This window comes from Gordonia malaquae, assembly GCF_037148075.1.
GTDB lineage: Bacteria > Actinomycetota > Actinomycetes > Mycobacteriales > Mycobacteriaceae > Gordonia > Gordonia malaquae.
The window spans coordinates 186746-213435 of the sequence record NZ_JBBCUB010000007.1 but is presented as its reverse complement, the minus strand read 5'-3'; the positions used below and the strand labels follow the sequence as shown (position 1 = coordinate 213435).

Annotated in this window: 26 protein-coding genes and 1 tRNA gene; 12 read left to right on the top strand and 15 right to left on the bottom strand. The window is 66.8% G+C overall.

Going from position 1 to position 26690, the window contains the following annotated elements; genetic code table 11:
* Positions 1 to 201: 201 nt before the first annotated feature.
* Complete coding sequence (locus WFK36_RS21035) at positions 202 to 1053, bottom strand: alpha/beta fold hydrolase (protein WP_336794032.1); 852 nt, start codon at positions 1051 to 1053, stop codon at positions 202 to 204.
* A complete protein-coding gene (locus WFK36_RS21030) occupies positions 1050 to 2669 on the bottom strand; it encodes a hypothetical protein (RefSeq protein ID WP_336794030.1) in 1620 nt (539 codons plus the stop codon). The genes WFK36_RS21035 and WFK36_RS21030 overlap by 4 nt, the downstream gene beginning before the upstream one ends.
* A gap of 174 nt (positions 2670 to 2843) precedes the next feature.
* On the opposite strand from WFK36_RS21030, the gene WFK36_RS21025 reads away from it, so the two are divergent.
* Positions 2844 to 3224: a carboxymuconolactone decarboxylase family protein gene (locus tag WFK36_RS21025; RefSeq protein WP_336794028.1), complete on the top strand. Its 381-nt coding sequence runs from the start codon at positions 2844 to 2846 to the stop codon at positions 3222 to 3224.
* 230 nt (positions 3225 to 3454) lie between these two features.
* Here the strand turns inward: WFK36_RS21025 and WFK36_RS21015 are convergent, their stop codons facing one another.
* Positions 3455 to 4405, bottom strand: coding sequence for a LysR family transcriptional regulator ArgP (locus tag WFK36_RS21015; RefSeq protein WP_336794068.1), 951 nt, complete (start codon positions 4403 to 4405; stop codon positions 3455 to 3457).
* Positions 4406 to 4484: 79 nt separating this feature from the next.
* Between WFK36_RS21015 and WFK36_RS21010 the strand changes: the two genes are divergently transcribed.
* Positions 4485 to 5114, top strand: a complete 630-nt coding sequence (locus WFK36_RS21010) for a LysE/ArgO family amino acid transporter (protein ID WP_336794027.1) — start codon at positions 4485 to 4487, stop codon at positions 5112 to 5114.
* Positions 5115 to 5238: 124 nt separating this feature from the next.
* Here WFK36_RS21010 and WFK36_RS21005 read toward each other — a convergent pair whose 3' ends face one another.
* Positions 5239 to 6525, bottom strand: coding sequence for an acetyl-CoA C-acetyltransferase (locus WFK36_RS21005; RefSeq protein WP_336794026.1), 1287 nt, complete (start codon positions 6523 to 6525; stop codon positions 5239 to 5241).
* A gap of 52 nt (positions 6526 to 6577) precedes the next feature.
* On the opposite strand from WFK36_RS21005, the gene WFK36_RS21000 reads away from it, so the two are divergent.
* Positions 6578 to 7219, top strand: a complete 642-nt coding sequence (locus WFK36_RS21000) for a DUF998 domain-containing protein (protein WP_336794025.1) — start codon at positions 6578 to 6580, stop codon at positions 7217 to 7219.
* Here WFK36_RS21000 and WFK36_RS20995 read toward each other — a convergent pair.
* On the bottom strand, positions 7152 to 8216 hold the full coding sequence (locus WFK36_RS20995; protein ID WP_008381569.1) for a metallophosphoesterase: 1065 nt from the start codon (positions 8214 to 8216) through the stop codon (positions 7152 to 7154). The two genes, WFK36_RS21000 and WFK36_RS20995, sit on opposite strands and share 68 nt — an antisense overlap.
* 117 nt (positions 8217 to 8333) lie before the next feature.
* Between WFK36_RS20995 and WFK36_RS20990 the strand changes: the two genes are divergently transcribed.
* The 3 genes from WFK36_RS20990 (at position 8334) to WFK36_RS20980 (ending at position 11124) form a co-directional block, all read left to right on the top strand.
* Positions 8334 to 10007 carry an alkaline phosphatase D family protein gene (locus tag WFK36_RS20990; RefSeq protein ID WP_336794024.1) on the top strand — a complete coding sequence of 558 codons (1674 nt, stop codon included), beginning with the start codon at positions 8334 to 8336 and terminating at the stop codon, positions 10005 to 10007.
* A 68-nt stretch (positions 10008 to 10075) separates the two neighbouring features.
* Positions 10076 to 10960, top strand: coding sequence for an SPFH domain-containing protein (locus WFK36_RS20985; RefSeq protein ID WP_336794023.1), 885 nt, complete (start codon positions 10076 to 10078; stop codon positions 10958 to 10960).
* Positions 10957 to 11124, top strand: coding sequence for a type II toxin-antitoxin system antitoxin (locus tag WFK36_RS20980; RefSeq protein WP_008381576.1), 168 nt, complete (start codon positions 10957 to 10959; stop codon positions 11122 to 11124). Before WFK36_RS20985 ends, WFK36_RS20980 begins: the two co-directional genes overlap by 4 nt.
* On the opposite strand, the gene WFK36_RS20975 is transcribed toward WFK36_RS20980, so the two are convergent.
* Positions 11118 to 12407: a family 1 glycosylhydrolase gene (locus tag WFK36_RS20975; protein WP_336794021.1), complete on the bottom strand. Its 1290-nt coding sequence runs from the start codon at positions 12405 to 12407 to the stop codon at positions 11118 to 11120. The genes WFK36_RS20980 and WFK36_RS20975 overlap by 7 nt on opposite strands.
* 64 nt (positions 12408 to 12471) lie before the next feature.
* On the bottom strand, positions 12472 to 13626 hold the full coding sequence (locus WFK36_RS20970; protein ID WP_336794020.1) for a hypothetical protein: 1155 nt from the start codon (positions 13624 to 13626) through the stop codon (positions 12472 to 12474).
* A gap of 134 nt (positions 13627 to 13760) precedes the next feature.
* Here WFK36_RS20970 and WFK36_RS20965 point away from each other — a divergent pair, with 134 nt between their 5' ends.
* A complete protein-coding gene (locus WFK36_RS20965; protein WP_336794019.1) occupies positions 13761 to 14405 on the top strand; it encodes a HEAT repeat domain-containing protein in 645 nt (214 codons plus the stop codon).
* Positions 14406 to 14412: 7 nt separating this feature from the next.
* Positions 14413 to 15393 (top strand): HEAT repeat domain-containing protein, encoded by a 981-nt coding sequence (locus WFK36_RS20960; RefSeq protein ID WP_336794017.1) that lies wholly within the window; start codon positions 14413 to 14415, stop codon positions 15391 to 15393.
* Between the two features lie 9 nt (positions 15394 to 15402).
* Here WFK36_RS20960 and WFK36_RS20955 read toward each other — a convergent pair whose 3' ends face one another.
* Positions 15403 to 15981: a TetR/AcrR family transcriptional regulator gene (locus tag WFK36_RS20955; protein ID WP_008381586.1), complete on the bottom strand. Its 579-nt coding sequence runs from the start codon at positions 15979 to 15981 to the stop codon at positions 15403 to 15405.
* A gap of 100 nt (positions 15982 to 16081) precedes the next feature.
* Here WFK36_RS20955 and WFK36_RS20950 point away from each other — a divergent pair, with 100 nt between their 5' ends.
* Entirely contained in the window at positions 16082 to 17620 is a 1539-nt protein-coding gene (locus tag WFK36_RS20950; protein WP_336794015.1) for a DHA2 family efflux MFS transporter permease subunit, read from the top strand.
* Between the two features lie 231 nt (positions 17621 to 17851).
* On the opposite strand, the gene WFK36_RS20945 is transcribed toward WFK36_RS20950, so the two are convergent.
* The 4 genes from WFK36_RS20945 to WFK36_RS20930 form a co-directional block, all read right to left on the bottom strand.
* Positions 17852 to 18712, bottom strand: coding sequence for an SCO6745 family protein (locus tag WFK36_RS20945; RefSeq protein ID WP_008381589.1), 861 nt, complete (start codon positions 18710 to 18712; stop codon positions 17852 to 17854).
* 118 nt (positions 18713 to 18830) lie between these two features.
* Complete coding sequence (locus WFK36_RS20940; RefSeq protein WP_336794013.1) at positions 18831 to 19589, bottom strand: lytic transglycosylase domain-containing protein; 759 nt, start codon at positions 19587 to 19589, stop codon at positions 18831 to 18833.
* A 220-nt stretch (positions 19590 to 19809) separates the two neighbouring features.
* Positions 19810 to 20610, bottom strand: a complete 801-nt coding sequence (locus WFK36_RS20935) for a potassium channel family protein (protein WP_336794012.1) — start codon at positions 20608 to 20610, stop codon at positions 19810 to 19812.
* A gap of 95 nt (positions 20611 to 20705) precedes the next feature.
* Positions 20706 to 20779, bottom strand: a tRNA-Gly gene (locus WFK36_RS20930).
* A gap of 114 nt (positions 20780 to 20893) precedes the next feature.
* Between WFK36_RS20930 and WFK36_RS20925 the strand changes: the two genes are divergently transcribed.
* Entirely contained in the window at positions 20894 to 22222 is a 1329-nt protein-coding gene (locus tag WFK36_RS20925) for a cryptochrome/photolyase family protein (protein ID WP_336794011.1), read from the top strand.
* Between the two features lie 2 nt (positions 22223 to 22224).
* On the opposite strand, the gene WFK36_RS20920 is transcribed toward WFK36_RS20925, so the two are convergent.
* Positions 22225 to 22806 carry a lipocalin family protein gene (locus WFK36_RS20920; protein ID WP_336794010.1) on the bottom strand — a complete coding sequence of 194 codons (582 nt, stop codon included), beginning with the start codon at positions 22804 to 22806 and terminating at the stop codon, positions 22225 to 22227.
* A 154-nt stretch (positions 22807 to 22960) separates the two neighbouring features.
* On the opposite strand from WFK36_RS20920, the gene dcd reads away from it, so the two are divergent.
* Positions 22961 to 23530 (top strand): dCTP deaminase, encoded by a 570-nt coding sequence (dcd, locus tag WFK36_RS20915; RefSeq protein ID WP_336794008.1) that lies wholly within the window; start codon positions 22961 to 22963, stop codon positions 23528 to 23530.
* A 1-nt stretch (position 23531) separates the two neighbouring features.
* Complete coding sequence (locus WFK36_RS20910) at positions 23532 to 24677, top strand: hypothetical protein (RefSeq protein ID WP_336794006.1); 1146 nt, start codon at positions 23532 to 23534, stop codon at positions 24675 to 24677.
* A 33-nt stretch (positions 24678 to 24710) separates the two neighbouring features.
* On the opposite strand, the gene WFK36_RS20905 is transcribed toward WFK36_RS20910, so the two are convergent.
* Together WFK36_RS20905 and WFK36_RS20900 are read right to left on the bottom strand one after the other, a co-directional pair.
* On the bottom strand, positions 24711 to 25475 hold the full coding sequence (locus WFK36_RS20905; RefSeq protein WP_008380791.1) for a MerR family transcriptional regulator: 765 nt from the start codon (positions 25473 to 25475) through the stop codon (positions 24711 to 24713).
* An 89-nt stretch (positions 25476 to 25564) separates the two neighbouring features.
* Positions 25565 to 26686 (bottom strand): PDR/VanB family oxidoreductase, encoded by a 1122-nt coding sequence (locus WFK36_RS20900; RefSeq protein WP_336794004.1) that lies wholly within the window; start codon positions 26684 to 26686, stop codon positions 25565 to 25567.
* Positions 26687 to 26690 lie beyond the last annotated feature (4 nt).

Here is a 26690-nt window from a genome sequence, read left to right as displayed (position 1 = left end):
CTCACCCGAGGAACGAGCAGTCTGTAACGGGTTCGCCTGACTGCAGCGCGCTATCGACTTGTCAAAGAACCTTCGCCCCGGCGTCAACCGGAAACTAACCAAATGATATAGATCACCTCTGACAAAAACGTACGTTCGATTCTCTTGTCACGCCGCGACGCTGCGTAAGTCGCGGCGGTCCGGGTGTCTCGTGGCGACCTGCTACAGGCCGGTGGCGAGAGACGCGCAGAACTCCGCGACGTGCGATGTGGCGCGATGCTGGGCGTCGAGCATCATGCCGCCGTGGCCTTCGCCTTCGATGAGGATCCAGTCGGAGTTGGGGATGTGTGAGGCGGCTTCGCGAGAGCCGGCGGCCGGGAAGAACACGTCGTCGCCGAAGCCGACCACGAGTGTGGGGCAGCCGATTCCGGAGAGTCGTTCGACGGTCGGTTCGCCCGCGCTCATCCACGCGTACGAGGCCGCGGTCTGACCGTGGTGGCCTGCGCCGGACGTCCACACGTCCGCCGAGCTGCCCATCAGATCGCGCCAGACCGCCACCTGTGCGTTGTCGCGGAGCGCCGACGGTGACAGCGTCGTCATCAACTGTTCGAACAGTGACACAGAAGCGGGCACACTCCCGAGACGCTCAATGAGGTCCAGTTCCATCTGATTGACGATCTCGCCGATCACCGACGACCTCAGCCCGGCGATCATCGCGAGGCCGCGGATCGACCCGCCCCACACGTCGAAGAGCGCCTGCGAGATGTAGCAGCCCATCGAATAGCCGACGAGGATCGCCTCCTCGACGCCGTAGTGGTCGAGGACCGCAGCGGCGTCGGCGGCCATCTCGTGGACGGAGTACGGCGCGGGCGGCGCCGAGGAGGGCGCCACTCCGCGAGCGGCGTAGGTGATGACCTGATACCCGGCATCCACCAAGCGGTCGGGGAGCCCGGTGAAAGCCCATGTGCCAGGGGGCATTCCGAGTCCGGCCGAGAGGAGGACGGCGGGGCCGTCGCCGGCGCGGGACGCCCAGATCTCGAGGCCGTCGCCAACCTGGATCAGATCGCCGCTCATCGGATCACCAAGCTCGTCGTGGTGGCGCTCAACGTGATCGGCGTTATCTGCTTGCCCTTCATCCAGTCGCGGACGAACGCGCGGACTGCCGGGTCGGACCCGCGTCGGGCGAAGGCCTCGTCATCGAGTGCGACGGCACCGATGAGATGTCGCGGCGTCCTGGTCAGGCCCGGCTTGCTCGGCGACATTCGCATGCCGTCTGCGGTGTGCAGGAGAACGTCGATCCGCTTCCCATCCGGAGTCACCACAACCGCGGGGCGAGTGGTCGCGGCCGGATCGAACGCTGTCACGTAAAGGCGGTACCCGGACTTCGGTGCGTGGAGCCCGACCCGATCGAGCAGTCGCGGGTCGACGACGCTGTAGGGCAGGTCGATGTCGATCAGGAGTTGGCCGTCGACGAACGCCTTCCGCGACGGAAGCGACGCAGACAGGTTCCACGGCACGGGTGGAGCGAGGGTTTCACTCGATCGGTCCGATGCCGAGTTCTCCAACGGTGTGCCGGGCGGCGTTCCGTCGGTGGCGGTGAATCCCCAGGTGGAAGCCTGCAGTGACTTGTGCCAGAAGCCCGCGACGCCGTCGCGCCTTCCTGCCACTCGCAGTTCGCGGCGTTCGACACCGGGGCCGGTCGCGATGACGGTGACCGTCGAGAAGATCTCGCCGGGGATCTTCGGCTGCCGTGTCCAATCGGGGGCCGGGAGCTGGACGGCGGCTTTCGATCGGTCCCATGTCTCGACCATCAGATTGTCGGCACTCGGCTTGCCGCGCTGTGACTCCCAGCTGTATCGGAAGAAGACCGAGTCCGAGCCCGAGGAGTCGAAGTCGAAGGTGCGAGTGAACATGTCGCCGAACTTGTTCATCACGAACATCGTGGACCCCGCGGCCGACAACGACCGCGACTGGAACCGTCCGCCGAGCGGTCCGCCGACCTCGTAACTGTCGTCGTTGGGGAGCCACGGGTCGGCGTATGTGATGCGACTGCCGTCGCCGGTGAGGCTCGGGATCATCGTCATCTTGGCCTGCCCGCTCGGATGCACCCGGCCGGCGATGTCCTGGTAAGCGCGATTGTCCGACGGCGACGTGACCGACAGGGCCCATCCGCCGACCTTGCGGCCCGGCAGCGTCCGTCCGGGGGCCGTCCACAGCATCGCGCCCCACGCCGACGTCCAGTTCCACAGGCGCGGCGACTGGTTCACATTGTCCATCGTGTAGATCCAGCCGCGGTCGTCGATGCCGACCAACTCGTCGTCGTCGAGTGAGATCGCGACGAGCCGGTCACGCAGGCACGACGGCAACGGCACTGTGCGCCACTGCGATGCGGACCGCGGTCGGGTGATCAGGCGGTGCCCGACCAGCGCGAACTCCCAATGGAGATTGAACTGCGTGGTCTCGGTGCGCATTTCCACACGTGACGGAGCCGAAGTCCCCGTGTACCGGGGGAACGTCGACAGCCCGGCCCGGCTCCCGGTGGCCGGTGCGCCGGGCGGCAACTGGGCGGTCCCGAACGGAACGCATGATGCGGGGCCGGCGTGGGAGTAGCCGCCACCGATCGGCGTCGTGAGCAGGGATGCTGCGGTTGCCACGGCGAGCAGGAGGGAGGGTGCGCGGAGGCTCTTCACTCCCGGATGGTACCGCGAACGTGTTCTAGTTCTGGGTCCGTCGCCATGACGGCCGTCACGATCAATAACCCCCTAGGGGGATATTGATCTATGATTGCCATAACCCCCATGGGGGATGAGGCGATCCTGGGTGCACGGACTCGGCATCGCGAACACCTTTGAAAGGAACACCAGATGACCGATCACGACTCGCCTCACGGCAAGCAGGTCCTGCGCGACCTGGCCCCGCTGCACCGGGAACTGCGTCGCGCGATTCCTGACGTTTACAAGGGATGGAGTGCACTCTCTTCCGCGGCGTTTGCCGACGGAGCGCTCGACCGGAAGACGAAGGAACTGATCGCCCTGGCGATAGGTGTCGTCGAAGGCTGCGACGGCTGCGTCGCGTCCCACGGCCAGGCCGCGGCACGCGCAGGCGCGACGCCGCAGGAGGCCGCGGAGGCGATCGGCGTCACGTTCCTCATGCACGGCGGGCCGGCGACCGTGCACGGTGCCCGCGCCTTCGAGGCGTTCCTCGAATTCGTCGATGCGATCGATGCGGGCGAGACCCCGGCCTGACGCCCGAAACCGAACAAGAGAGGACAGCATCCGATGTGTCGACCGAGTAGATGCCGAACGTGTGGAAAGACGACCTGGGCGGGCTGTGGCAGCCACATTGCTCAGGTGAAGGCCTCGGTTCCGGCGGCCCAGTGGTGCGCGGGGACGCACACGGCCGAGGAGAAGTCAGCGGCGAAGGCGGCGAGCGGAGGCTTCTTCGGGAGATTTCGCCGGTGACGTCGCAGTGTCGGTCAACGCCCGCCGGAGGGGACCGGAGCGAGACCGCGGCGCGGCGGGACAAGACTGCGGCGGGCGTGGTCGACGACGAGGGCGGTCAACCCGGAGACCAGGGGTGACCGGAGTTTCCAGTGCTGCCAGTAGAGCGGCACGTCGACCGGTCGCTTGGTGAGGGGCACGAGTCGTCGTCCGATCTGTTCGTCGTCGATCTCGACCTCGGGGACGGCGCCCCACCCGATACCGGCCTGGATGGCTCGTCGATACTCCGACGCCGAGGGGATGTAGTTCACCGGCGGCGAGATCGGTTCGGCGACGAGGTGTTTGAGCGCCTTGATCTGAAGATGATCCTTGCGGTCGAACATCACCATCGGCGCGTACTGCATGTCTCGCGCGCGGACGCCGTTCGGCAGCCACCGCTCGATGAACTCCGGTGATGCGACGGGGAAGTACCGCAGCGAACCGAGCTCCACCGTCTGGCACCCGCGGACGACGATCGGTTCCGAGGTCACCGCACCGACGACATCGCCAGCTCGGAGCATCGCGGTGGTGACACTCTCGTCGTCGCGGTGCAGGTCGATCGACACCGGGTGGTCGCTGTGGAACTCGGCGACCACCGGCAGAAACCACGTTGCCAGCGAATCGGCGTTGCACGCGATCGGGATGGTCACGCGCGGCAGCATTCGCGGGTCGACGTCGGGTTCGTGGGCGATGCCGGTGAGCTCACCCTGCGCTTCGGCGACGAGGAGGGACCACTGCTCGCCGAGGCGTGCGAGGACTTCGCCGTCGGGTGTCGCAGTCACCGGTTTGACTCGACGAACCAAGACCCTCCCGACGGATTGCTCCAGAGCTTTGATGCGCTGACTCACCGCCGACGGCGTGACGTGCAGCGATGCCGCCGCGGCTTCGAACGTGCCCTCGCGAAGAACTGCGGTGAGGGTCACGAGGCTTTCGGCGGAGACGTCCATGCCAGGGATCACAGTTACTGATTCTAATCTTTCCTAAGAATCAGTCGATGGACTAATGATCTAACGATTTCTAACGTCGATGTACGTGACCACGACCTTCCTGCTCGCCGCGCTCGCCGGACTCTTCACCGGCGCGGGCCTCATCATCGCCATCGGGCCCCAGAACATCTACGTCATCCGCCAAGGAATCAGCGGCGGGTACGTACTGCCCGTGATCGCCGTGTGCGTCGTGTCCGACATCGTGCTGATCAGTGCCGGAACCGTCGGCCTGGGAGCGGTTGTGTCAGCCCACCCAGGCATCGTCAGCGTCGCCAAGATCGTCGGCGGTGTGTACCTCGTCGTGCTGGGCGGATTCGCCGCGCGGCGGGCATGGCGACCGACGGCGTCGTCGACCACGAACGACGACCCGAGCCGCAACCGCGGCCTCTGGGCTGCACTCGGCACCGCGCTGGCCCTCACCTGGCTGAACCCGCACACCTACCTCGACACCGTCCTGACGCTCGGCTCGATCGCGAACAGTCACGCGGATGCGAAGTGGGCGTTCACGGTCGGCGCATGCGTCGCCAGCATCGTCTGGTTCCTCGCGCTCGGATTCGGCGCCAAGAAGATGGCGCCGATGTTCTCCTCGGTCCGCGCCTGGCGGGTCCTCGACTCCGTCATCGCCGTCGTCATGGGCGGGCTCGGCGTCAGCCTCATCGCGATGAGCTGACCGTCCCGACCTTTCGACTCACTCCGTTCGCTCAAGGAGCAGTGGGGCCTGTGTGCTCGCTGCAAAGAGCAGGGGGCGCTCGAGGACAGTGGGCTCGCGCAGCGCGCCGTCGAATATCCTCGGCTCAGGCCGACTCGAGGATGAGGGCGACGGACATGCCGCTCCCGGCGCAGATGGACACCAGACCGCGAGACCCGGGCCGCTGGGAGATCAGCTTCGCGAGCGTGCCGACGATCCGGCCGCCTGTCGCGCCGAACGGGTGGCCCGTGGCGAGGGAGCCGCCGCGTACGTTGAGCTTCGAGCGGTCGATCTCGCCGAGTGCCTCATGGCCGAGATGCTCGCGGCAGAAATCGTCGTCTGCCCACGCGGCGAGTGTGGAGCACACCTGCGAGGCGAACGCCTCATGGATCTCGTAGAAGTCGAAGTCCTGCAGCGTCAGGTCGTTGCGGCGCAGCAACTCGTCCACCGCGTACACCGGCGCCATCAGCACACCCTCCGACTTCGGGTCGCCGTCCACGTAGTCGACGGCCCAACTCTGCGCGTCGACGATGCGGGCGAGCGGGGTAAGCCCGCGCTCGGCCGCCCATGCCGGATTGCCGAGGAGGACGCTCGAGGCGCCGTCGGTCAGGGTGGTGGAGTTGGCGGCGGTCATGGTGCCGTCGTCGCCCCCGAAGCACGGTGACAGTCCGGCGAGGCGTTCGGCGGTGAGTCCGCGCCTCATGTTGTCGTCCTGCGCGAGGCCCGCGAAAGGGGTGACGAGGTCGTCGAAGAACCCATCGTCGTAGGCGGTGGCGAGATTCTCGTGCGAAGCGAGCGCGATCTCGTCCTGCTCCTGGCGTCCGACGTTCCACGCCGCGCCGGTGATCGCCTGGGCCGCACCGGGAACGAGGTGCGTGCGTCGTTCGGACGGGCTCGGGATGTCGAAGTCGATCGACATGGGGATCTGCGCTGCTTCGCGAAGGCGGTCGCCGAGCGAGCGTGCCGCGTTCACCTTGACCAGACGATTCCGCAGACGCGGGCCGAAGCCGATCGGCGGGTCGGACGTCGTGTCCGCGCCACAGGCGACGCCCGACTCGATCTGGTCGCATGCGATCTTGTTGGCGATGTGAACGATCGCCTGTCCGCCGGTCGCGCACTGCTGCTGCACGTCGACCGTCGGCGTCATGCGGGAGAGCGTCGAGTCCATGAGCGCTTCCCTCGTGAGGCTGTGGTCGCGCGCGAGCTTCACGACGGCGCCGCCCGCTACCTCGCCGAGGCGCTGGCCCGCGAGGTCGTACCGGTCGATGAGTCCGCCGAGCGCGGCGGTGAGCATCGACTGGTTCGTCTCGGCGAGGTACGCCCCGTTCGATCGTGCGAACGGGATCCGATTGCTGCCGAGGACGAGGACATCGGTCAGAGTGCGGTCGGTCATGCTGGACACTGTACGACGCGAGCGATCAATCATTACATCGGGGGATGAGACAGTGAGTAGTGACAAGGTGCGGAGCAGGTTGGCGACCGCTGCGCTCGTGATCGCAGGCGTCGCCTACTCGTCGTGGATCTTCGACTTCATCGTCCCGACCGGGCAGGACCGATTCAGGTCGTTCCTCTCCGAGCTGGAGGCCGACGACGTCCCATGGCACCAGGTGTACTCGTACGGCGACATCGTGGCCGGGGTCGCGGCGGTCGGAGCGTCGTTGCTCCTGTTCGGCGTCCGGCCGGCGGGACGAGGTGCGACGACGGCCGTCCTCGCACTCGGGGTGTTCGGCACGGCGACGGTCGCCGACGCGCTCGCACCGATGGGCACGGTGCCGATCGTGCACGCCGCGACGAGTGCGATCGCCGTCTTCTCGCTGTTCGTGACGATGGGCGCTGCCACGTGGTCGGCGTTCCGCGAAGGCAACTGGCCGATCATGAAGACCCTCGGCGCAATGACGTTCGCCCTGGTGACGATCGCGACCGGATGGATGCTCGGGTCGGATCGCCTCCAGGGCGATTACCTGCTGGGACTCGCTCAGCGGATCCAAGTGGGAGCGATGAGCGTGTGGCTCCTCGTGTTCAGCGTCGGTACGTGGTCGAGTACGCGGCACGCGCGGCACCCGAAGCGGGTACCTCGTAGGCGGTGAGACCAACGGTGCTCGGCGTGATGTCGAGCGTCATGAAGCCACGGTCCTGGTAGTTCTCGTAACGAGCGCGGAACCGCTTCGACGACGACTTGTGGACGGTCTTGCCCGCCGCACCGGACACGATCTGGCGAGTGCCCTTCAGGCCGTGGACGTTCTCCAGCACCTGCTGACTGTGATCGTGTCCCGAGAACAGGAACTGCGCCTTTCCTGCGATGTGGCGCTCGATGAAATCCTTCGCGGCTTGGCCGTTCAACGGTGCGGGGAGCCCGTCGAAGTCGCCTGCCGGACCGTGCGGGCCGTTGTTGGCGTAGGGGTGATGCGTGCAGACGAACTTCCAGGGCGCCTTCGACGACGCGAGCGCCTTGTCGAGCCAGCGCGCCTGGCGAGTCATGTAGTGGCCGCCCGGCTCCCACTCCGGCGAGAACACCGGGGGAATGTAGGCCGCGAGCGGATTCAGATCGACGATGAAGAAATCGGCCACGCCGAGCGACACCGAGTAGTAGCGCGACGGCATGTACCAACGACGCGACCGCGAGTGGTACTTCACCTCGGCGTCGCCGCGGAGCAGCCAGCCGCCGTCGCCGGGGAAGATCGCGGTGTTGTCGTGATTGCCGAGCGTCATCAGCCACGGGAAGTCCAGGCCGGCGTTCGGCTTCTCGAACTTGGTCTGAAACTGGTGATCGTCCGGACCCTTCGGGCCCGACTCGTAGATGTTGTCGCCGAGGCCGACGGCGACGTCGAACTTGCGGGCCGCGTGCAACTTGCGGGCGGCCGCGGTGACGGCGAACTGCGGCTTCTCGCCGGTGCCGGCGTCACCGGTGACGAGTACACGCAACGCGTCGGACTTGTGCGGCAGCGGGTATCGGGCGGCGGCCGAGGCCTCGGGAGCTCCGGCTCCGGCGACGGCGACAGTGGCGGCGGTGCCTGCCACCGCAGCGGCTCCGGCGAGGAAGGTACGACGGTCAGGGCCGACCGACAAGGGGCTGTTCTCGATCATGCGATCCACTTTCCCATGAATGAATGAACGGGACATGGCGTCCGGACGTATCTACGACGATCTGTCGTTACCCGAGAGTTCACCGTCGGGACATCGGGCTGTGGGATCGTCCCCCGTATGCATGACTCAGCAGCCCCCACCTCAGTCACCCGCCGCGGCTTCATCGGCGCCGCCGGTGCAGGCGCCCTCGCCGTCGGACTCCCGATCGCAACCGGTGTCGCCGCCCCGATCGCAACCGCCGCCGCGAATGCCTTCCGCCACGGCGTCGCGTCCGGAGACCCGCTGCCCGGAGGCGTGATCCTGTGGACCCGCGTGACTCCTACCAGCGATGCGACCCCCGGATCGGGTCGCGGTGCGGCATCGACGGTGGCCTGGGAGATCGCGTCCGACCGGGCTTTCACCTCACGTGTCGCATCGGGTTCGACGAGCACCGACGCGTCCAGGGATCACACCGTCAAGGTCGACGCCTCGGGCCTGAATCCGGCGACGGTCTACTGGTACCGATTCCGCATCACGTCGGGGCCCGCAGCGGGGGCCGTCTCGCCGATCGGGCGCACCAAGACCGCCCCGGCGGCAGGTGCCGACGTCTCAAAGGTGCGCTTCGGAGTCGCGAGTTGTGCCAATTGGGAGGCCGGGTACTTCGGCGCGTACCGGTTCCTCGCCAAGCGCACGGACCTCGACGCCGTCGTGTTCCTCGGCGACTACATCTACGAGTACGGCGCAGGCGAGTACGGCGGCAAGCACGGTTCCGTCCGCATGCACACGCCGCGCCACGACATCGTCTCGCTCGCCGACTACCGGATCCGCCACGGTCAGTACAAGACCGATCGCGACCTGCAGGCCGCGCACGCGCAGCACCCGTTCATCGTCACGTGGGACGATCACGAAGCCGCTGACAACCAGTGGAAGCACGGGGCGGAGAACCACAAGCCCTCGCAGGGTTCGTGGGCTCAGCGGAAGGCGCACGCCGACAAGGCGTACTACGAGTGGATGCCCATTCGTCCGCAGGTCAGCGCGGACAACCGTCACATCTACCGCCGGCTCGCATACGGCAAGCTCCTTGAACTGAACATGCTCGATCTGCGGACGTATCGCGACAAGGAGGCGTCGCGCTTCTCCACCGAGTCGGACGATCCGAAGCGCACCATCATGGGTCGTCGTCAGATGGAGTGGGTGCAGGGCGGAATCACCACGTCGACCGCGAAGTGGCAGATCGTCGGCAACTCGGTGATGATCGCGCCGATGCTCATCCCGCCGCTCGACCCGGCCCGCACCAAGGAGCTGACCACGCTGATCGGTGTGCCAGAGAACGGCATCCCCTTCAACGGCGACCAGTGGGACGGCTATGTGAAGGACCGCGAGAAGCTCCTCGACGCGATCGATCGAGCAGGCAAGAAGAACGTCGTGTTCATCACCGGCGACATCCACATGTCGTTCGCGAACGACGTCCCGCGCAAGCCCGCGAACTATCCCGGTGCGGGCAACGTCGCCACCGAGTTCGTCGTCACCTCGGTCACGTCGAACAACGTCGACGACATGGTTCTGCTGCCCGAGCACTCGCCGGTCGGTGGCGCCGCGTCCGCCGCGATGCAGGCCACCAACAACCACATCCGGTGGGTCGACACCGACGCGCACGGTTACGCGGTCATGACGATCACTCCCGCCGCGGCGCAGATGGACTGGTACTTCGTCGCCGACCGCGCCGACCCGCGCACCACCCAGTACCGCGGCCAGTCGTGGAAGGTGAACTCCGGTTCGCGCCGCATGGTGAAGGCGAATGGTCCCGCGTAGGCCCCGCAAGTTGCTATCGTGGTGATATCACTCCTGTCGATCCGCGGGAGGAGTCGAGAGGAGTAGTCGTGGAACTCAAGCAGGCATGGCGGATGAACGGGTTCGTCGCGCTGATCGGCGGACTCGCGGTGCTCGCGATCTGCGTGATCGCCGGCATCACATCGGTGATCGTGATGGCCGACGGCGGGTCCGCGGCGCTGGCCGTGGTCGTCGTCCTGGCGATCGTCATCGGTCTCGCGACGCTGCTCGCGATGAGCGGGCTGACGGTCGTCGGACCCAATGAGGCCCGCGTCGTCCAGTTCTTCGGACGCTACGTCGGATCGGTCAGCGAGCCGGGGTTCGTGAGCGTCATCCCGCTCGCGGACAAGCAGACCATCTCCCTGCGCATCCGGAACTTCGAGACGCAGACCCTCAAGGTGAACGACGCCGACGGCAATCCCGTCGAGATCGGCGCCGTGGTCGTCTACCGCGTCGTGGACAGCTTCAAGGCGGCGTTCGCAGTCGACGACTACGAGCAGTACGTCGCCACCCAGTCGGAGGCGGCGGTCCGGCACCTCGCGACCATCCACCCGTATGACGCACACGAGGCCGACCGCATCAGCCTGCGTGACGGTGCGACCGTCGCCGAAGAGCTCACAGACGAACTTCGCGAGCGGACCGAGTCGGCGGGCATCGAGATCATCGAGGCCCGCATCACGCACCTCGCGTACGCACCGGAGATCGCACAGGCGATGCTCGTCCGCCAGCAGGCGTCGCAGGTGGTGGCCGCTCGTCAGCAGATCGTCGAAGGCGCCGTCGGCATGGTCGGTCTTGCGCTCGATCGGCTCAGCGACCAGGGCATCGTTGAACTCGACGATGAACGTCGTGCGCAGATGGTGTCGAACCTGCTTGTCGTGCTGTGCGGCGACCGCGCCACGCAGCCGGTTGTGAACGCGGGCTCGCTGTACGCATGACCGCTCCCAGACGGGAGTCGAAGAAGGTCCTGCTGCGACTCGACCCCGATGTCCACGCCGCCATCGCGAAATGGGCGGCCGACGACCTGCGCAGCATCAACGCGCAACTGGAGTACGCGCTGCGTCTCGCCTTGAAGGAGGCGGGACGCAGCCCGCGTCAGTGAACCGGGCGTGTGCAGCTCGACGCGCCCGCGACGAGGGAGCACCACACCGCGGGTCGCGTCGGGCGGTACGTTCGGCCGACGCCGTTGGCGGCCGTCACCTGGCGGTATGCCGCCACGCCGTCCGTCGGGCGGCGTGTCAGTGTCGGGTCGGTCTTCACGTCCACCGTGTACAGGCCGAACCGTGACGCGAAATTGCCCCACTCGTAATTGTCGGTCAGCGTCCAGTAGTTGAAGCCCATGACCGGCATGCCGTCGTCGTGGGCGCGCTGAATCCAGTACGTCATGTCTTTGAGGTGATCGGATCGTCGGTAGCCGTCGGCGCGGGGTCGCCCGTCCTGGGTGACGAGTCCGGCCTCGACGATGTAGAGCGGCTTGCCTGGGAATCGTTCGTGCAGGTCGCGCAGCGCATAGTAGATGCCGTCGGCCGCCATCGACGCGTCCCACATCCGGTCGATCGCAACGTTCGCGACAGAGAGATCGGTCGGCGTCGCGGAGTAGTAATAGTCGATCCCGACGAAGTCGAGTTTGTCGGCGATCCTGTTCAGAACGGTCTTGTCGATGATCGGCTCGGCTGCCGGAATGTACGCGATGTTCGACGACACCAGCGCTTTCGTGTCACGCGCGTGGATGTAGTCGTAGATCGAGCGATGCACCCGCACGATGCGGTCGGTCATCGCCGGGACGTCGCCGATCCCGATTCCGCCGTGCATCACTTCTTTCATCACGTATGCGGTCGGCTCGTTGATGCTGATCCAGAGCGGATGGACCTTCGCGTAGCGGTCGACGATCATCCGATTGTGCTGAAGCCACCTCGCGGTGATGCCCGACCACGCCCAACCGCCTCGGTCGGCCACCCACGCCGGGTACACCCAGTGGTCGAGGGTGATCATCGGCCGCATGCCCGCCGCGACGATGGACGCGATCAGGTCGTCGTAGTACGCGAGTTCTTTGCGGTCTATCCGGCCAGGCCTCGGTTCGACGCGCGCCCACTCGATCCCGATGCGATAGACCTTCACGCCGAGGCCCTTGGCCAGCTGGATATCGGACTTGTATCGGTGGCGGAAGTCGATGGAGTTCCCGATCTTGTCCGTCGTCTTTCCCTGCGCGATGTACCGCGTCCAGTTGCTGGGAGGCGAGTGCCCCTCGGCCTGGAATCCGGACGACGCCACACCCCACAGGAAGTCGGAGGGCAGCGGCCCGACTCCCTCCGCCGCGTTCGCGGGGGCGAGAGGTGCGAGTAGGAGCACGGCAGCGGTGATCAGGACAGTGAGACGCCTTCGCATGCCGTCAGTATGTGCTGATCGAACGATCGTGTTGGCGATTCGGGCGGATTCGGTGCCGACGACGTCAGCGGGGTGCGGGAACGATCTGCTTGATCAGCGCGGCGATCGGATCGACCGGGGCGCGCTTCGTCGGCGAGGCATTCGTCCTGGTGAGAGCCGGTGTCGGGTCGGGCTCGTCGGATGAGCCGGCCGATCCGCTGGTCGAGCCGTTGTCCGAGGATCCTGACGATCCGTTGTCGGACGAGCCGGCACCGCCGAAGATGTCGGTGCCGAAGTGAAGGCCGTTGCTGAACGAGACCCGGATCAGATCGCGCTGGAGCTCCGGCACGAACGATGACCCGAGCACCTCGCCGACCGCGGGCGGCAGGTCGACGAGATCGCCGACACTGTCGATCAATCCGGTGAGGCCGTCGCCGATGGGGGCGATCAAGCGGACCGCGAACGGATTCTTCACCGCGAACCAGACCGGGCCGTCGCCCTCCTGGTAGCGCTGGAACAGGAACCCGACGCTCGTGCACGAATCGATGTTGGCGCCGCTTCGGTCGGTGACCTGCGCCGATCCGTACAGGGCGGTGCAGACGGCTCCGTCGTTCGGGTCAGCGGTGGCCGTCGCACTGGAGATGCCGAGGAGTGCGGTGGCGCGGGCGTTCCGACCCGACAGCGGGTGATTGGACGATGCGATCGCGATGCCGCCCGGCAGTGCGTTGGTTGTCGCGCTGTTAGCTCCCACGCCACCGACCGCGAGGGACACGCCCACTCCGAGCAGCCCGTTGGCGTACGCGGTGCCGGCGCCGGTGGCTGCGGAGACGGCGATGCTGGCGATCAGGTTCGACGACGATGTGGCGTCGCCGCCGAGCGCCGCGATCGCGGTGTTCAGTCCGTTGCCACGAATAGTCGACGTGGTGCCGATCCGCAGGCCGAACGTGATGGCCTGGTTCATCGAACTGAGAGTGTCCGAGCCGATCAGCGCGTCCACTCCGCGGGCGAGGAGCGATGGGCTGGAACCGCGACAGTCGGCGGTGATGGTGACAGTGGTGCCGACGATCGGAACCCGCCACGAGGCGTCGGCCAGTTCGGGATCGCCTGCCGCGCAGGTGGCGGACGTGCCGGGGTCGACGTTCGCGTGTGCCGGCGGGGCGGTGGGAGCGACGAGTGCGAGGGTCGCCCCTACGGCGGCCAGGCCCAACAGTTTGGAGGTGTGCTGTACCGAGACGGTCATGAGCATCGATTCTGGTGTGGGGGTAGTCGGACATTTCGACGTTAGGCCCGATCTCGGCTGCGCGTGGGAGAATTCGAGGCTTGACCTTCACACTGTGTGAAGGTCTTGGGTGGACGGTGAAGGAGGTGGTCCACATGACCGCACAGCTCATCCGAGCCCTCGCCGACGAGAGGGCGTCCGTCCGACTGCAGGCCGCGATGGCGGCAGGCACCGATCCCGACAGCGCGCTTCTCGACGCGCTGATCGACCGGTGCCGTGTGGAGCCGGACTTCTACGTCCGGGACATGCTGACCTGGGCCATCACACGTCTGCCTGCTGCCGGCACCGTGCCGGCCCTCATCAACGAGCTCGATTCGCCGAACGCGCAGGCGAGAAGCCAATCGCTGCACTCGCTGTCGAAGATCGGCGACCACGCCGCGTGGCCGTACATCACCCGGGATCTGTTGACAGACGCCGAGGTCGAGGTGGCGCGGGCGGCGTGGCGTGCTGCGGTGATCGTCGTTCCCGTCGACGAGCGGACCGGTTTGGCTGCGATACTGGCCACACAGTTCGGTCGCGGCGACACCGACGTGCATCGGAGCCTGAGCAGAGCGTTCGTTGAGCTCGGGTCTGCGGCGGCGCCAGTGGTGCAAGCTGCGCGACGGTCGTCGGACCCGATCGTTCGTGGACACGCCGCAGCTACCGAGCAACTGATGAACGACCCGGAGTCGGCGTTCGGTTTCGACGTCGACGCCGCCAAGCGGATCGCCGCACTCGGTGCGGCGGCCGACGACATGTGAGGCGACCATGCGAATCGGTGAGGTGGCTCGACGCTCCGGCGTGAGCGCCAGGATGTTGCGTCACTACGATTCGCTCGGCTTGGCGAGCCCGAGCGGGCGGTCGTCGGCCGGGTACCGGGAGTACTCGGCCGACGACATCGCCGCGATCTTCCACGTCGAGAGCCTCCGTGCGCTCGGGCTCTCGCTCCGCGAAGTGGGGCAGGCGCTGGACGATCCCGATTTTCGGCCGGCCGACCTGGTCTCCGATCTTGCGCTGCGTGCGGAAGCGCGGATCGCGCGGGAACAGGAACTGTTGTCGCGCCTGCGCCAGGTGGCCGACGCGGGGCCGGAGGATTGGGAGCAGGTGCTCGGCGTCGTCGCGCTGTTGTCGGGATTGGAGTCCGCGGACGCGGGCAGTCGGCAGCGGGCGGCGCTGACCGTCTCTGGGACCGATCTGCCTTCCGACGCTCTGGTCGCCGCGATGCTGTCGGAGGAGGACGAGAACGTCGCGGGCGCCCTTCGGTGGGCTGTGGTCCGATCGAGTGACGACGTGGTCCCACTGTTGGCCGAGGCGCTCGGTGATTCGGATGCTCACCTGCGTCGACGCGCTGTTCTCGCGCTCGTCGACATCGATTCGGACGCGTCGTCGGAGGCCTTGCGGACGGTCGTCGCCGACCCCGATCCGACGGTGCGGAGTCGTGCGACGCAGGAGTTGGCTGTTCGGGGCGACACTGCTGTGATCCCCCTACTCGTGGATCGGGTGGTCGACGGTGTCGCCGACGTGGACGCTTCGGAGGCGTTGGCCGCGGCCGGCGATCAGGCGATGGTCGTCGGCCGTCTCGTCTCCGCGCTGGACACCGCTGACGCTGGGATTCGGCGCCGCATCGCGCAGGCCCTCGGGGAGGTCGGAGGCCCCGACGCCCATGCGGCACTGCTGCGGCTCGTCGATGATCCGGACCGCGGGACGGCCGTCACGGCCCGGTATCTCATCGATTCACAACGTTGGTGACGACGACTGCTACGGCGCGAGGCCCCGCGCGATCAGGTTGATGACGTTCTCGTAGTTCTCGTCCATCGTCGCGCCCGGCGGTGTGGGCGATGCGAGTTCGAGGCTCGTCGCACCGTGAACGCACGACCACACCTGCATGGCGATCGAGCCCGGGTCGTCGTCGCGGATGATCCCTCCCACCTGGCCATACTGAACGATCTCCACGAGGGCGGTGAACGCGGCGGATGCCACCGCGATGTCGGGGGCGCACTGTCCGCCGAACATCAGGGAGTAGAGGGTCGGGTTGGCGAGGGCGAAAGCGCGATACGCGCGGCCCGATGCCAGCAGCCTGTCGGTGGGGTCGTTGTCAGCGGCGGCGATGGCCTGCGCGAACTCCGCGAAGCCGTCGTTGACGGCGGCCGTCAGCAGGCCGTCCTTGCCGTCGAAGTGGTTGTAGACGCCCATCGGTGCAACGCCGGCAGCTGCGGCGACCGCGCGCACAGTCAATCCGCTCGGTCCCTCGTTCTCGAGGATCTGTCGTGCGGCCGCGAGGAGGGACGACCGGACCTGAGCGGCAGGGGTGCGTCGGCTGACTGGTGAGCGCGGCATGTGGTCCACCTTACTAGAACGATGTTCTACAAAATCCTTGACCTGCATTGTAGGACGGCGTACTACTAGTTTGGTACGCCGTTCTACAACGGAGGAACTGATGAGAACCAAATGGCTCGCCCTCGCGGCGCTCTGCTTCGCAGAGCTGCTGGTGATGGTCGACAACACGATCGTGAATGTGGCACTGCCGACGATCAGCCGTGATCTGGACGCGGGGATCTCTGGACTTCAGTGGGTCGTCGACGCGTACACGCTGGTGTTCGCCGGGCTACTTCTGACCGGCGGCTACCTCGGCGACCGCTTCGGGCATCGCCGGATGCTGCTCGGCGGCATCGTCGGATTCGTGGCGGTGTCCGTGGGCGCCGCCCTCGCCGGTTCCCTCGGCGAGTTGATCGCCGCCCGTGCCGGTCTTGGACTGTTCGCCGCTCTGGTGTTCCCCGCGACGCTGGCGTTGATCGTCGGCATCTTCACCGACCCGAAACAGCGAGCGGCGGCGGTCGGCGTCTGGGCCGCGACGTCCGGCATCGCCATCGCGATCGGACCGGTGCTCGGCGGATGGCTGCTCGAACACTTCTCATGGTCGTCGGTGTTCTGGGTGAACGTCCCGTTCGGAGTGATCGCCTTCGTCGCGGTGCTCGCTGTGATCCCCTCGCGTGGACTTGATGCTCATGCGTTGCTTCCGCGGTTCGACGCCGTGGGCGTCGTGCTGTCGATCGCCGGTCTCGGCCTTCTCACGTACTCGGTCATCGAAGGGCCTGCCGCAGGTTGGGGATCAGCGCGAACCATTGTCGGACTGCTGGCATCCGTCGTGATCCTCGCGGTGTTCGTCGTTCACCAGCAGCGCGTCACGAATCCGATCTTCGACGTCCGACTGTTCGCCAATCGGCGGTTCGCGGCCGCCGCAGGAATGGTGGCCGTCGCGTTCTTCTCCCTGTTCGGGTTCATCTTCCTGATCACTCAATACTTCCAGGCAGTGCAGGGATACAGCCCACTGCAGGCCGGCATCCGCACGCTGCCGTTCGCTGTGGTGGTGGCGGCGCTGTCGCCGTTCGCGATGGCTGCGTCGCACCGCTTCGGTCCGCGACCCGTTGCGGTTTCGGGTGCGCTGCTGATGGCTGCCGGCTTCGGGCTCGTTCAGTTCGTCGGCATGGAGTCGACGTACTTCGGCCTGATCATCTGGTCGATGATGCTGATGGCGGCGGGACTCGCGCTGATCTCCGGTCCGTGCACCCAAGTGATCATGGATGCACTCACACCCGAGCAAGCCGGAGCCGGTTCGGCGGTCAACGACACGACGCGTGAGATCGGCGGAACGTTGGGCGTCGCCGTCCTCGGGTCCGTGTTGACCTCGGTGTACGCGGCCGATGTCGCGGACCGCCTCACTGCGATCGGCGTGCCCGCATCCGTGCGGGAGACTGCCGAGCAGTCGGTGATGGCTGGCGTCGCCGTGTCCGAACGCGCCCCGGGTGATGCAGGACGGGCCGTGCACGACGTGGTGTCGTCGGTGTTCATCGACGGGCTCGCCCAGGCCACCTGGGTCGCGGTGGGCGTATCAGTTCTCTCCGCGGTGATCGGGGCGTGGGCGCTGCGCTCACCCCGTGTCGAGGCGGCCGAGCCCGAACCCGAGCTCGTCGGCTGACGCCTACACCGAACGCGCTCGTCGAGCGGCGGAGTCCTTCTGCTCGTTGAGCGAACGAAGTGAGTCGAAGCGCCTTGCCGAATACACGAACCCAGGAGTCTCACGCCAGCCTTTATGACCCGTCAGGCCGTGGGCTCGTGGACGTAGTTCGGCGGTGGGGGACGACCTTTCGACTCACTCCGTTCGCTCAAGGAGCAGTACTCACTCCGTTCGCTCAAGGAGCAGTGGTGGTCAGGCCTTCTTCTTGGTCCCCGGGAGCACGCCGGCGTCGATGACGGCCTTGACGTACGGCCGCATCCGGGCGACCAGATCGTCGGCGCCGGGGGCCGACCACACGTTCTCGCCCAGCGCGTCGGTGGTGGCTTCGATGTCGTCGTACAGCGCTGCGCCGTCGGCGGTGAGGCGATGCCCGTCGTCGGTCCGTTCGGCGATGCCGCGTGCGACCAGTCGATCGACGGATGCCTCCCAGTCGGTGTCCGACCAGCCTCGCGTCAACTGCGTCAGTCGGCGTCCCATCGCGCGGCGACGGATGGTCGGGTCGAGCAGCGTCGACTCGTGGAACGTGCAGGCGTCGATGCCGTCGAGCCCGTGGCCGACGAGCACTGAGATGTGGTTGTCGCCGCGCCATTCGCGCAGGATCGCGACGTTGTTCCAGAGGCGCAGCAGGTCGTTGCTGTTCGGCGGCGTCGACGTCGACCATGCGGCCGCCAGTGCCCGTCCGCCGAGCGGCAGGTCGGAGGCGAGTCGGCCGAAGCCGTCGGCGAGTTCGGTGATCTCGGGGTTGTCGGCGAGGTCGCCGAGGATGTCACGGAGCGAGGCGTCGAGCATCGCGAAGCGACGATCTGCGATCTTCTGGAGGCCGGCGGACCGCGCGGTCGCCCATCCGGCCGTCACTGTGGCCGGTGCGAAATTGTAGAACGTCGAGATCACGACCTCGGGCGCGCAGTCGCCGAGCGGTGCGCCGCGCGCGCCGAGGTAGAACGACGACGGGTCGACGCCGGTGTCTTTGAGAGCGTCGCCCATTCCGGGGTTGAAGTAGGCGAGGACGTGAAATGGCTCGAGGGACTCGTACGCGGTCCGTGCAGCGGTCATGCCTCCACCATCTGTGTCTCGTCGAGTCGTGTCAACGGGCGGCCTACTGGCCGCGAAACAACTTCGGCACTCCACGCCGCGCTATTCGCGGCGGGGAGTGCCGAAGTTGTCGAAACCGTCAGTAGCTTCGTGCGAAGCCGAGGACGTCGTCCACGTACTCCATCGAGTTGTTGTAGCGCAGGATCGCGGTGACCCGGTCGCCTGCCTTGCGCATGTCGACACGATCCTCGCAGAGGTAGCGGGCCGTGGTGAGGGCGGCGTCGAAGAGGTTCTGCGGGTCCTTCTTGCCGTCGCCGTTCCCGTCGGCGGCGTAGTGCTCCCAGGTGGACGGGAGGAACTGCATCGGCCCGACTGCCCGGTCGTACGTGGAGTCGCCGTCGAGGCGTCCGCCGTCGGTGTCGGAGACGACTCGGTTGCCCGCGAGGGAGCCGTCGAGCGTCGGGCCGTAGATCGGGGTGCGCAGCTTGCCGTTGCGGAAGGTGTCGCCGAGGTTCGCGTGGTGCGACTCGACGCGTCCGATGCCCGCGATCAGTTTCCAGTCGATGTGGCAGCGGGGTGTCGACTTCGCCATCGACGCCTCCGCCGAACGGTAGGCGTCGAAGTTCACGCGCGGGACGAGTCCCTTGGACACAGACGCGGGAACTCGCGGCGGTGCGACCGGACGGGTGAGCGCTGCCTTGCGGACCTGCGCCTGTGTCGTGGGTGCAGGGGCCTGGGCAGGCTCCGGCTGCGGCTGGACGTGAGCCGCTTGGACGACGGCGGGAGCCGCCGCCTGTTCGGCGGTGCTCGCCGCCGCACCCGTCAGAAGGGCGGCAACGGGAGCGACGCCGGCCATTGCGAGCACGACGGTCTTGCGGAGGGGGCGGTGCGGATGCATGGTCTCCCAGGGGTTGGGGAAAGTTCTCCTCGTCGGCCGCCCGAGGTGGGGGAGGCGGTGCGACACATGCGTCGCGTCCGATCGAGGACTGCCGACGAACGTACATGAATCCGCGGTCTTGTTGTTATCTAGTCGTTATCAAAAGTGGTGATTCTCAGGAGTCTGGCAGCGCACCCGCAGGTCATCCAGCGGAAGGTCGCCCAGTGTGAGACGGCGCACGTCATGGCGTGTACTTTTCGGGATCGCGTTGATCGTCCGAGTCGGCGAGCTGCTCGCGAGCGTCGAGCCGCTCGTGCAGTCGCTTGATCTCAATCCGCAGTTCGTTGACCAATGCTTGAGTGGCGGCTTCTTGGTTCTTGGCGTCGTCGATCCGTTCGATGAGCCAGGATGCGACGGTGGCGGTGACGACACCCAGAAATGCGATTCCGGCCAGCATCAACGCGGCGGCGACGAATCGGCCAGACGTGGTGACCGGATACCGATCGCCGCATCCGACAGTCGTCATCGTGGTGATCGACCACCAGAGCCCGTCTCCGATGCCGTTGATTGTGGCTCCGGGCCGGCCCCGTTCCGCATCGGTGATGGCGAGTGAGGAGAGTATGAGGAGGAGTGTTGTGCCGCCGGCCGCATAGGTGACGACTCGGCCGCGGAGGGTGTTCGTCCCGGCGCGGTGTGCGATGGACAGAAGCGCGACGAGTCGCAACGCGCGAAGCGGTCGGAGCACGGGCATGGCCAGGATCAGCGCGTCGAACCAGTTGTGGCGAATGAAGTACCTCTTGTTGCCTGTCAGGATCAGGCGCGCCAGGTAGTCGAGAGCGAAGATGATCCAGGCGACGATCGTCGCCGCGGTACACGCAGACTGCCAGCCTGGACTGAGATCTTGCTCAACGATCGGTGTGCCGTAGGCGACCAAGAACGCTAGGGCGGCAACAGCGAGGATCGGTTCGGAGCGACGCTCCCATTCGGCTCGACGGGAGATCAGAGGTGGCCGTCCGTTCACGCGGTCCGATGATTTCGTCATGGCGGAGATTCTTACTGACCGCGAGCGCTCATCGAGAACAACTGAAGGCAGGCATTCCGAGGCAGAGGTTGATCGGTCCCGACCAGGGGGTTTGATGGAGCCGATGACGGGAATCGAACCCGCACTCTCAGCTTGGGAAGCTGATGTTCTACCACTAAACTACATCGGCGCTGCGCAGGGTGACCTGCGCGAGGACTACCGTAACAAACACGGTCCGTGGATGGTGCAGAGCATGTCGTGAACAGACAGGAGTTGTCCTATCGAGTCTCGAGCGAACCCTTCGGTGGTCTGGTTCCGTCGCGATCTGCGCGTGCATGATCTGCCGACGTTGACGGCGGCCGCCGCCGATGCGGACACGGCGGTCGGGGTGTTCGTCCTCGACGATCAGGTGGCTCGTCCGGGACCTCGCACGGACTTCTTCCTCGGCTGCTTGGCCGCGCTCAACGAGTCGTTGGACGGCAGACTGCTCATCTTGCACGGTGACCCCGAAGCGGAGCTGCCGCGTCTGGTCGATGAGATCGGCGCGGGATCAGTCCACATCTCGGCCGACTTCTCGCCGTATGGACGTCGGCGAGACGAGGCGGTCGAAACGGCGCTCGGAGAGACACCGCTCGTGCGTACCGGATCGTCGTACGCCGTCGCGCCGGGGCGCGTCGTGAAGGGCGACGGCACCCCGTATCGGGTGTTCGGCCCCTACCAGCGCGCGTGGCACGAGCACGGCTGGCGACCGCCCGCCTCGAGTGACGCCACGACTCTGACATGGCTCGACCCGACAGGAATGCGGGGCAGGCAGGACGTGCCGCGGCCGGCCGTGAAGCCACTCGCGCCTGCGGGGGAGACTGCCGCGCTCGACCGGTGGCACGACTTCCTCACCGACGACCTCGCCGACTACGGCACGAACCGCGACCGCCCCGACCTCGACCGAACCAGCCGGCTGTCGGCGTATCTGAAGACTGGATGCCTGCACCCGCGGACACTCCTCCACGACATGAGGTCGCGCACCGACGACGGAGCGGCGAAGTTCCGCAGCGAATTGTGCTGGCGCGAGTTCTACGCCGACGTCCTGCATCACCGGCCGGACAGCGCGTACATCGAATTCAACGAGAAGTTCCGCCGGATGCCGCACGACACCGGGCCCGACGCCCAGGAAGCCTTTCGAGCGTGGTGCGAGGGCCGGACCGGCTACCCGATCGTCGATGCAGGGATGCGCCAACTAGCGGCCGAAGGTTGGATGCACAACCGTGTGCGGATGATCGTCGCGTCGTTCCTCACCAAAGACCTCCACCTGCCGTGGCAGTGGGGCGCCCGGCACTTCATGGACTTCCTCATCGACGGCGACCTCGCGTCCAACCAGCACGGATGGCAATGGGTCGCAGGCTGCGGAACCGACGCCTCGCCCTACTTCCGGGTGTTCAACCCGACCACGCAGGGAGAGAAGTTCGACCCGACCGGCGACTACGTCCGACGCTGGGTGCCCGAGCTCCGATCAGTGGCAGGAAAGCAGGTGCACAAGCCGACCGGTGACCGACCCGGGAGTTATCCCGAGCCGATCGTCGACCACGCCGCCGAACGGCTCGATGCCCTCGACCGATACGCGTCGATCAAAGACTGACCTCACACAGTGCACAGGGGCCGGATGTCGCGAAGGCCTCCGGTCACCGGCGACGTCAACATCAAGCAGGAGTTGTAGCCCTTCTGCTCGGCGACCGACCGGATGCTCCGCCACGTCGCGCGGTCGACTGAACCCGAACGAGACAGCACGAACCCCGACAATCGCGTCGGGTCGCCGACCAATGCCCACGAGTAGTCGTCCGCGATGTACGCCACCAGGTAGTTGCTCGGTCCATCGACGGTCGACTGTCCGGGAACACCCGGGAACGAGACGTGCAGTGAGGCGGGACCGTTGACTCGCGCCCGGCCGACAATCGACCGTTTGGCGCCGGTGACGGTGGTGCACGAGTTCTTCACCCGGATCGTCCGGGAATCGATCAGCGAATACCGCGCAGTCGTGTCGCGCACGCAGTCGATGTTGAAGGGCGCCGGGTTCGCCGCGACCTGGTGCCACACGCCGAGATAGCGAGGCAGGTCCACGCGGGGGACAGGTTGCAGAGGAGCGGCGTGAGCGGCGGCGCCGAGGGGCGCCACGGCTGCCGTGGTCAGTGCGACCAGCGCGGCGACGACAATACGACGGATCATGGAGTTTCTCCGATCTGGTGGAACTCTGCGAGCAGGAACACCAGGCGATTCGGAGCCGAATCGGTATCGGATGGGCCGTCGCCGACATGAGATGTCGCCAACTGTCACGATGGCGGATGTCAAGGTCGGCCCGAAATTACAGTACGCTCTTCACGTGCTGTTATCTGATCGCGACATCCGTGCCGAGATCGGCGGGGGACGGCTGGGCGTCGAACCGTTCGACGAGGCCATGGTCCAACCGTCGAGCGTCGACGTGCGTCTGGACGGGCTGTTCCGCGTCTTCAACAACACCAAGTACACGCACATCGACCCGAAGCAGCAGCAGGACGAGCTGACGACACTCGTCGAGCCGGTGGAAGGCGAACCGTTCGTTCTGCATCCCGGCGAGTTCGTTCTCGGGTCCACGCTCGAAGTCCTCTCGCTGCCAGACGACCTCGCCGGGCGACTCGAAGGCAAGTCGTCGCTCGGGCGTCTCGGCCTCCTCACCCATTCGACCGCCGGCTTCATCGATCCCGGCTTCAGCGGACACATCACGCTGGAACTGTCGAACGTCGCGAACCTTCCGATCACCCTGTGGCCGGGGATGAAGATCGGTCAGCTGTGCCTCATCCGGCTGTCGAGTCCGGCGGAGAATCCGTACGGCAGCGCCGCTGTCGGCTCCAAGTACCAGGGGCAGCGCGGTCCGACGCCGTCCAAGGCGTACCTGAACTTCCAGAGCGACTGACATGAACGACGCACACGGCGCCCTTGCATGGTTGGCGGGATTCACTGTCCCGTCCGCCCCCACGGGTGCCGTGCTCGCCGTCACGTTCGCCGACTCCGGAGTGTGGATGGGCCGCGTGACCGGCGCCCGCGACGTGCTCGGCGAACTGCGAGAACCCCGCATCGTCCCGTCAGTTCTGGACATGCGGATAGCAGGTGAGCTGCTGGAGAACGGCAAAGTCCCCGAGGCGTCAGACGCTGACGTGTTCGACGAACTCGTCGATCTGGCGTCGCGTGCCCGCCAGTCCATCGGCGACCGTGACTCCGCGCTCGCAATGGGGCGCGGCACGCTCAAGTTCGTGTCCGTGACGCGACTGGAGATGGTCGAAGCGACTGTCCCGGAAGTGAACCGACTTCACGGCATGCTGATCGAACTGGCAGGCCCCGCGCCCGTCGACGCCATCCTCCTCGGTCCGGGCACCGACCAGTGGCCGGGCCTGTGGGAGGCGTTCACCGAGCGCGGTTTCAGCGCGCTGCTTCCCGGCGACCCGTTCCCGACCACATTCGGGGGCGACGAGCAGCCGACGGGTCTCCTCGACAGGGTCGACGAGGCGCCGTCGAACCTCGCATGGACCGACACCGCTGAGAGCGGCCCGCTGTCGTTCACTGCGGCAGGCATCGACCCCGCCGACTACGAAATCGACGCCAACGGCGACGTCCAGTTCGACGGACCGGTCTCCGACGACGCATTCGAAGAGAGCGACGAGGCGCGCGCCGCCCGCGAACAGCAGGCGAAACGTCGATTCCGATGGACGGCCGCAGCGTCGGTCGTCCTTCTGCTGGGACTCGGAGGCGCAGGTGCGGCCGTCGCGATGAACCTCCACGAACACGCCGGTCCGAACATGGCGTCGGTCAACGACTCCGGCAGCACCGCCACGACGACCGATGCGCCGTCGTCGACGTCGGCTCCCGAGCACATCCCGAACTCGGCCGACCCGGCTGAACTCGCGGCTGCCCGTTCAACGATGCTCCGCTACACGACACCGCCGCCACCGCCGCCGCCGAAGAAGACGAAGAAGCCGTCGACCGGCCGTAATCCGTCTCCCGGCCCACATCGCCGCACCGTGCCGAATCCGATCCCGGGGCTCCCGCCGATCGTCGTCCGATAGCGGTCCGGCGCACCTTCCGCGCGAAGGCGAAGGTCAGGATTCAGCGGCGTGTTTGCGCTCGCGTGCGATCGACAGGTAGTCGTCCAGCTGGCGGGACAGTTCGCGGTCGAGCGCACGGTACAGCGTGTTGTGTGCGGCGACGCGGCCCGTGCGGCGCAGTTCGCCGAGGAACAGTGAGGCCCATCCGGACTCCTCGTCACTCTCCGGGATCCAGCCGTCGAAGCGGCCCTCGGTGATGGCGCTGCGGCCCGCAGAGATCAACGTGTGCGCGGCGCGATCCATGTCGTCGTCGAGCTTGCGTTGCAGACCGAGGATGTACTCCAACGGCACACCGATCGCCATCAGACGCACGTAGCCGTCGATGCTCTCGGTGTCGGTGATCATGTACTGAGCCGGCGGAGTGGCGTCGCCGACCGGCTCGATCAGACCCGACGCCTGCACCCGAGCGAGCAGGTCGGGGTCGTCCGTGCCGAGGAGCTTGTGCAGTTCGGCGGCGGAGACCGTCTCGGACGGTGTGCGCGACCACGGCTCCGACACCATCTCGCGCAGACCGAGGACCTCGGCGAGATCCTCGCCCTGGCGCATCCGCTCGAAGAACTCACCGATGTGCTGCATCGTGAACCCACGACCCAACAGATCGTTGATCACTCGCAACTGAGCGAGGTGCTCATCGTTGTAGATCGCGATCCGACCCCGGCGGATGGGACGCGGAATCAGCCCGCGGTCCTGGTACCCGCGGACATTGCGTGTAGTGGTGCCCGCGGCGTGCGCCAGGTCGTCGATTCGGTACTCGGTCACCCGTGCATTCTGTCAAAGTCCTTCTCGACTGCGCTCGAAGACCAGGAAGGGACGCTCGGAGACTGGGAAGGGAACGGTCGACGAACGGGTCAGACGTCGATCGTGAGGGAGTCCGAGTCGCAGCGCGAGACGCACGGCAGGAAGTAGCCCGCCTCGCGCTCGGGTTCCATCAGGCTGCCGTCGCGATGATCGACCTCACCGTCGGACACCCGCAGCTTGCACGTGCCGCAGAAACCCTGCTGGCACGAGTACGGCGTGTTCGGACGGAGACGACGCAGCGCCGTCAGCACCGACTCGTCGGCGGCGACGGTCTGCGACTCGTCGGTCGACGCGAGACGGATCTCGAACTCGGTTCCGTTCTCGATCGGCGGCGGCGAGAACCGCTCGTAGTGCAACTCCACGTCGGCTCGGCCGACGAGGTGAACACGAAGCGCTTCGAGCATCGGCGTCGGACCGCAGCAGTAGACGGCGAGGCCGTCGTCGCCGATGTCGCCGACCAGCTCGGCCATCGTGGGCAGGCCGTGATCGTCGTCGGTCCGGATCTGTACACGGTCGCCGTAGCGGGCCAGCTCGTCGCGGAACGGGATGGAGTCGAGCGTGCGGCCGGTGTAGATCATCGACCAGTCCAGGCCGAATCGGTCGGCGATCGCGACCATCGGCAGGATCGGCGTGATGCCGATCCCCGCAGCGACGAACCTCAGGCGTCCCACCGGCGAGCCGTAGCCGGGCATCGCCAACGGGAACGCGTTGCGCGGCCCCTTGATCGAGATGGTGTCGCCGACGGAGAGGTCGTCGTGGACTTCCACCGAACCGCCGCCGCCGTCCGGGATGCGGCGCACAGCGATCCGGTACGTGGTCCGGTCGCCCGGATCGCCGCACAGCGAGTACTCGCGCATCCGGCCCGACGGCAGCAACAAGTCGAGGTGAGCCCCGGCGTGCCATTCGGGCAGCACCGACCGGTCGGGGGCCGCGAACGTCAGCGCGATCACGTTGTCGTCGTTCGCCACCACCTCGCGGCCGACGATCTCCAGGACTTGAATGCCGTTGTTCTCGGCGGTCTCCCGCAGCGGTTCGAGGCTGCCCCAGAACGGGAACCACGTCTTGCCGATGCCGGTGATCAGTCGCATCAGCGGGTCGCGTCGCCACCGCCCCTGGAGGTGGGGCGGCTCGGTGACCAGCGCCGTCTCATGCGGATGCATCAGATGGTTCATCGGT

Bases quoted from the DNA above. Each gene is read 5' to 3' on its own strand.
- WFK36_RS20975 (WP_336794021.1), bottom strand. From the start codon at position 12,407: ATGCGAAGGCGTCTCACTGTCCTGATCACCGCTGCCGTGCTCCTACTC.
- WFK36_RS21005 (WP_336794026.1), bottom strand. From the start codon at position 6,525: ATGACCGACCGCACTCTGACCGATGTCCTCGTCCTCGGCAGCAATCGG.
- WFK36_RS20950 (WP_336794015.1), top strand. From the start codon at position 16,082: ATGAGAACCAAATGGCTCGCCCTCGCGGCGCTCTGCTTCGCAGAGCTG.
- WFK36_RS20960 (WP_336794017.1), top strand. From the start codon at position 14,413: ATGCGAATCGGTGAGGTGGCTCGACGCTCCGGCGTGAGCGCCAGGATG.
- WFK36_RS20990 (WP_336794024.1), top strand. From the start codon at position 8,334: ATGCATGACTCAGCAGCCCCCACCTCAGTCACCCGCCGCGGCTTCATC.
- WFK36_RS20980 (WP_008381576.1), top strand. From the start codon at position 10,957: ATGACCGCTCCCAGACGGGAGTCGAAGAAGGTCCTGCTGCGACTCGAC.
- WFK36_RS20995 (WP_008381569.1), bottom strand. From the start codon at position 8,216: ATGATCGAGAACAGCCCCTTGTCGGTCGGCCCTGACCGTCGTACCTTC.
- WFK36_RS21015 (WP_336794068.1), bottom strand. From the start codon at position 4,405: ATGGACGTCTCCGCCGAAAGCCTCGTGACCCTCACCGCAGTTCTTCGC.
- WFK36_RS20910 (WP_336794006.1), top strand. From the start codon at position 23,532: ATGAACGACGCACACGGCGCCCTTGCATGGTTGGCGGGATTCACTGTC.
- WFK36_RS20965 (WP_336794019.1), top strand. From the start codon at position 13,761: ATGACCGCACAGCTCATCCGAGCCCTCGCCGACGAGAGGGCGTCCGTC.
- WFK36_RS20945 (WP_008381589.1), bottom strand. From the start codon at position 18,712: ATGACCGCTGCACGGACCGCGTACGAGTCCCTCGAGCCATTTCACGTC.
- WFK36_RS21010 (WP_336794027.1), top strand. From the start codon at position 4,485: ATGTACGTGACCACGACCTTCCTGCTCGCCGCGCTCGCCGGACTCTTC.
- WFK36_RS20920 (WP_336794010.1), bottom strand. From the start codon at position 22,806: ATGATCCGTCGTATTGTCGTCGCCGCGCTGGTCGCACTGACCACGGCA.
- WFK36_RS21025 (WP_336794028.1), top strand. From the start codon at position 2,844: ATGACCGATCACGACTCGCCTCACGGCAAGCAGGTCCTGCGCGACCTG.
- WFK36_RS20900 (WP_336794004.1), bottom strand. From the start codon at position 26,686: ATGAACCATCTGATGCATCCGCATGAGACGGCGCTGGTCACCGAGCCG.
- WFK36_RS20970 (WP_336794020.1), bottom strand. From the start codon at position 13,626: ATGACCGTCTCGGTACAGCACACCTCCAAACTGTTGGGCCTGGCCGCC.
- WFK36_RS20955 (WP_008381586.1), bottom strand. From the start codon at position 15,981: ATGCCGCGCTCACCAGTCAGCCGACGCACCCCTGCCGCTCAGGTCCGG.
- WFK36_RS20935 (WP_336794012.1), bottom strand. From the start codon at position 20,610: ATGACGAAATCATCGGACCGCGTGAACGGACGGCCACCTCTGATCTCC.
- WFK36_RS20940 (WP_336794013.1), bottom strand. From the start codon at position 19,589: ATGCATCCGCACCGCCCCCTCCGCAAGACCGTCGTGCTCGCAATGGCC.
- WFK36_RS21035 (WP_336794032.1), bottom strand. From the start codon at position 1,053: ATGAGCGGCGATCTGATCCAGGTTGGCGACGGCCTCGAGATCTGGGCG.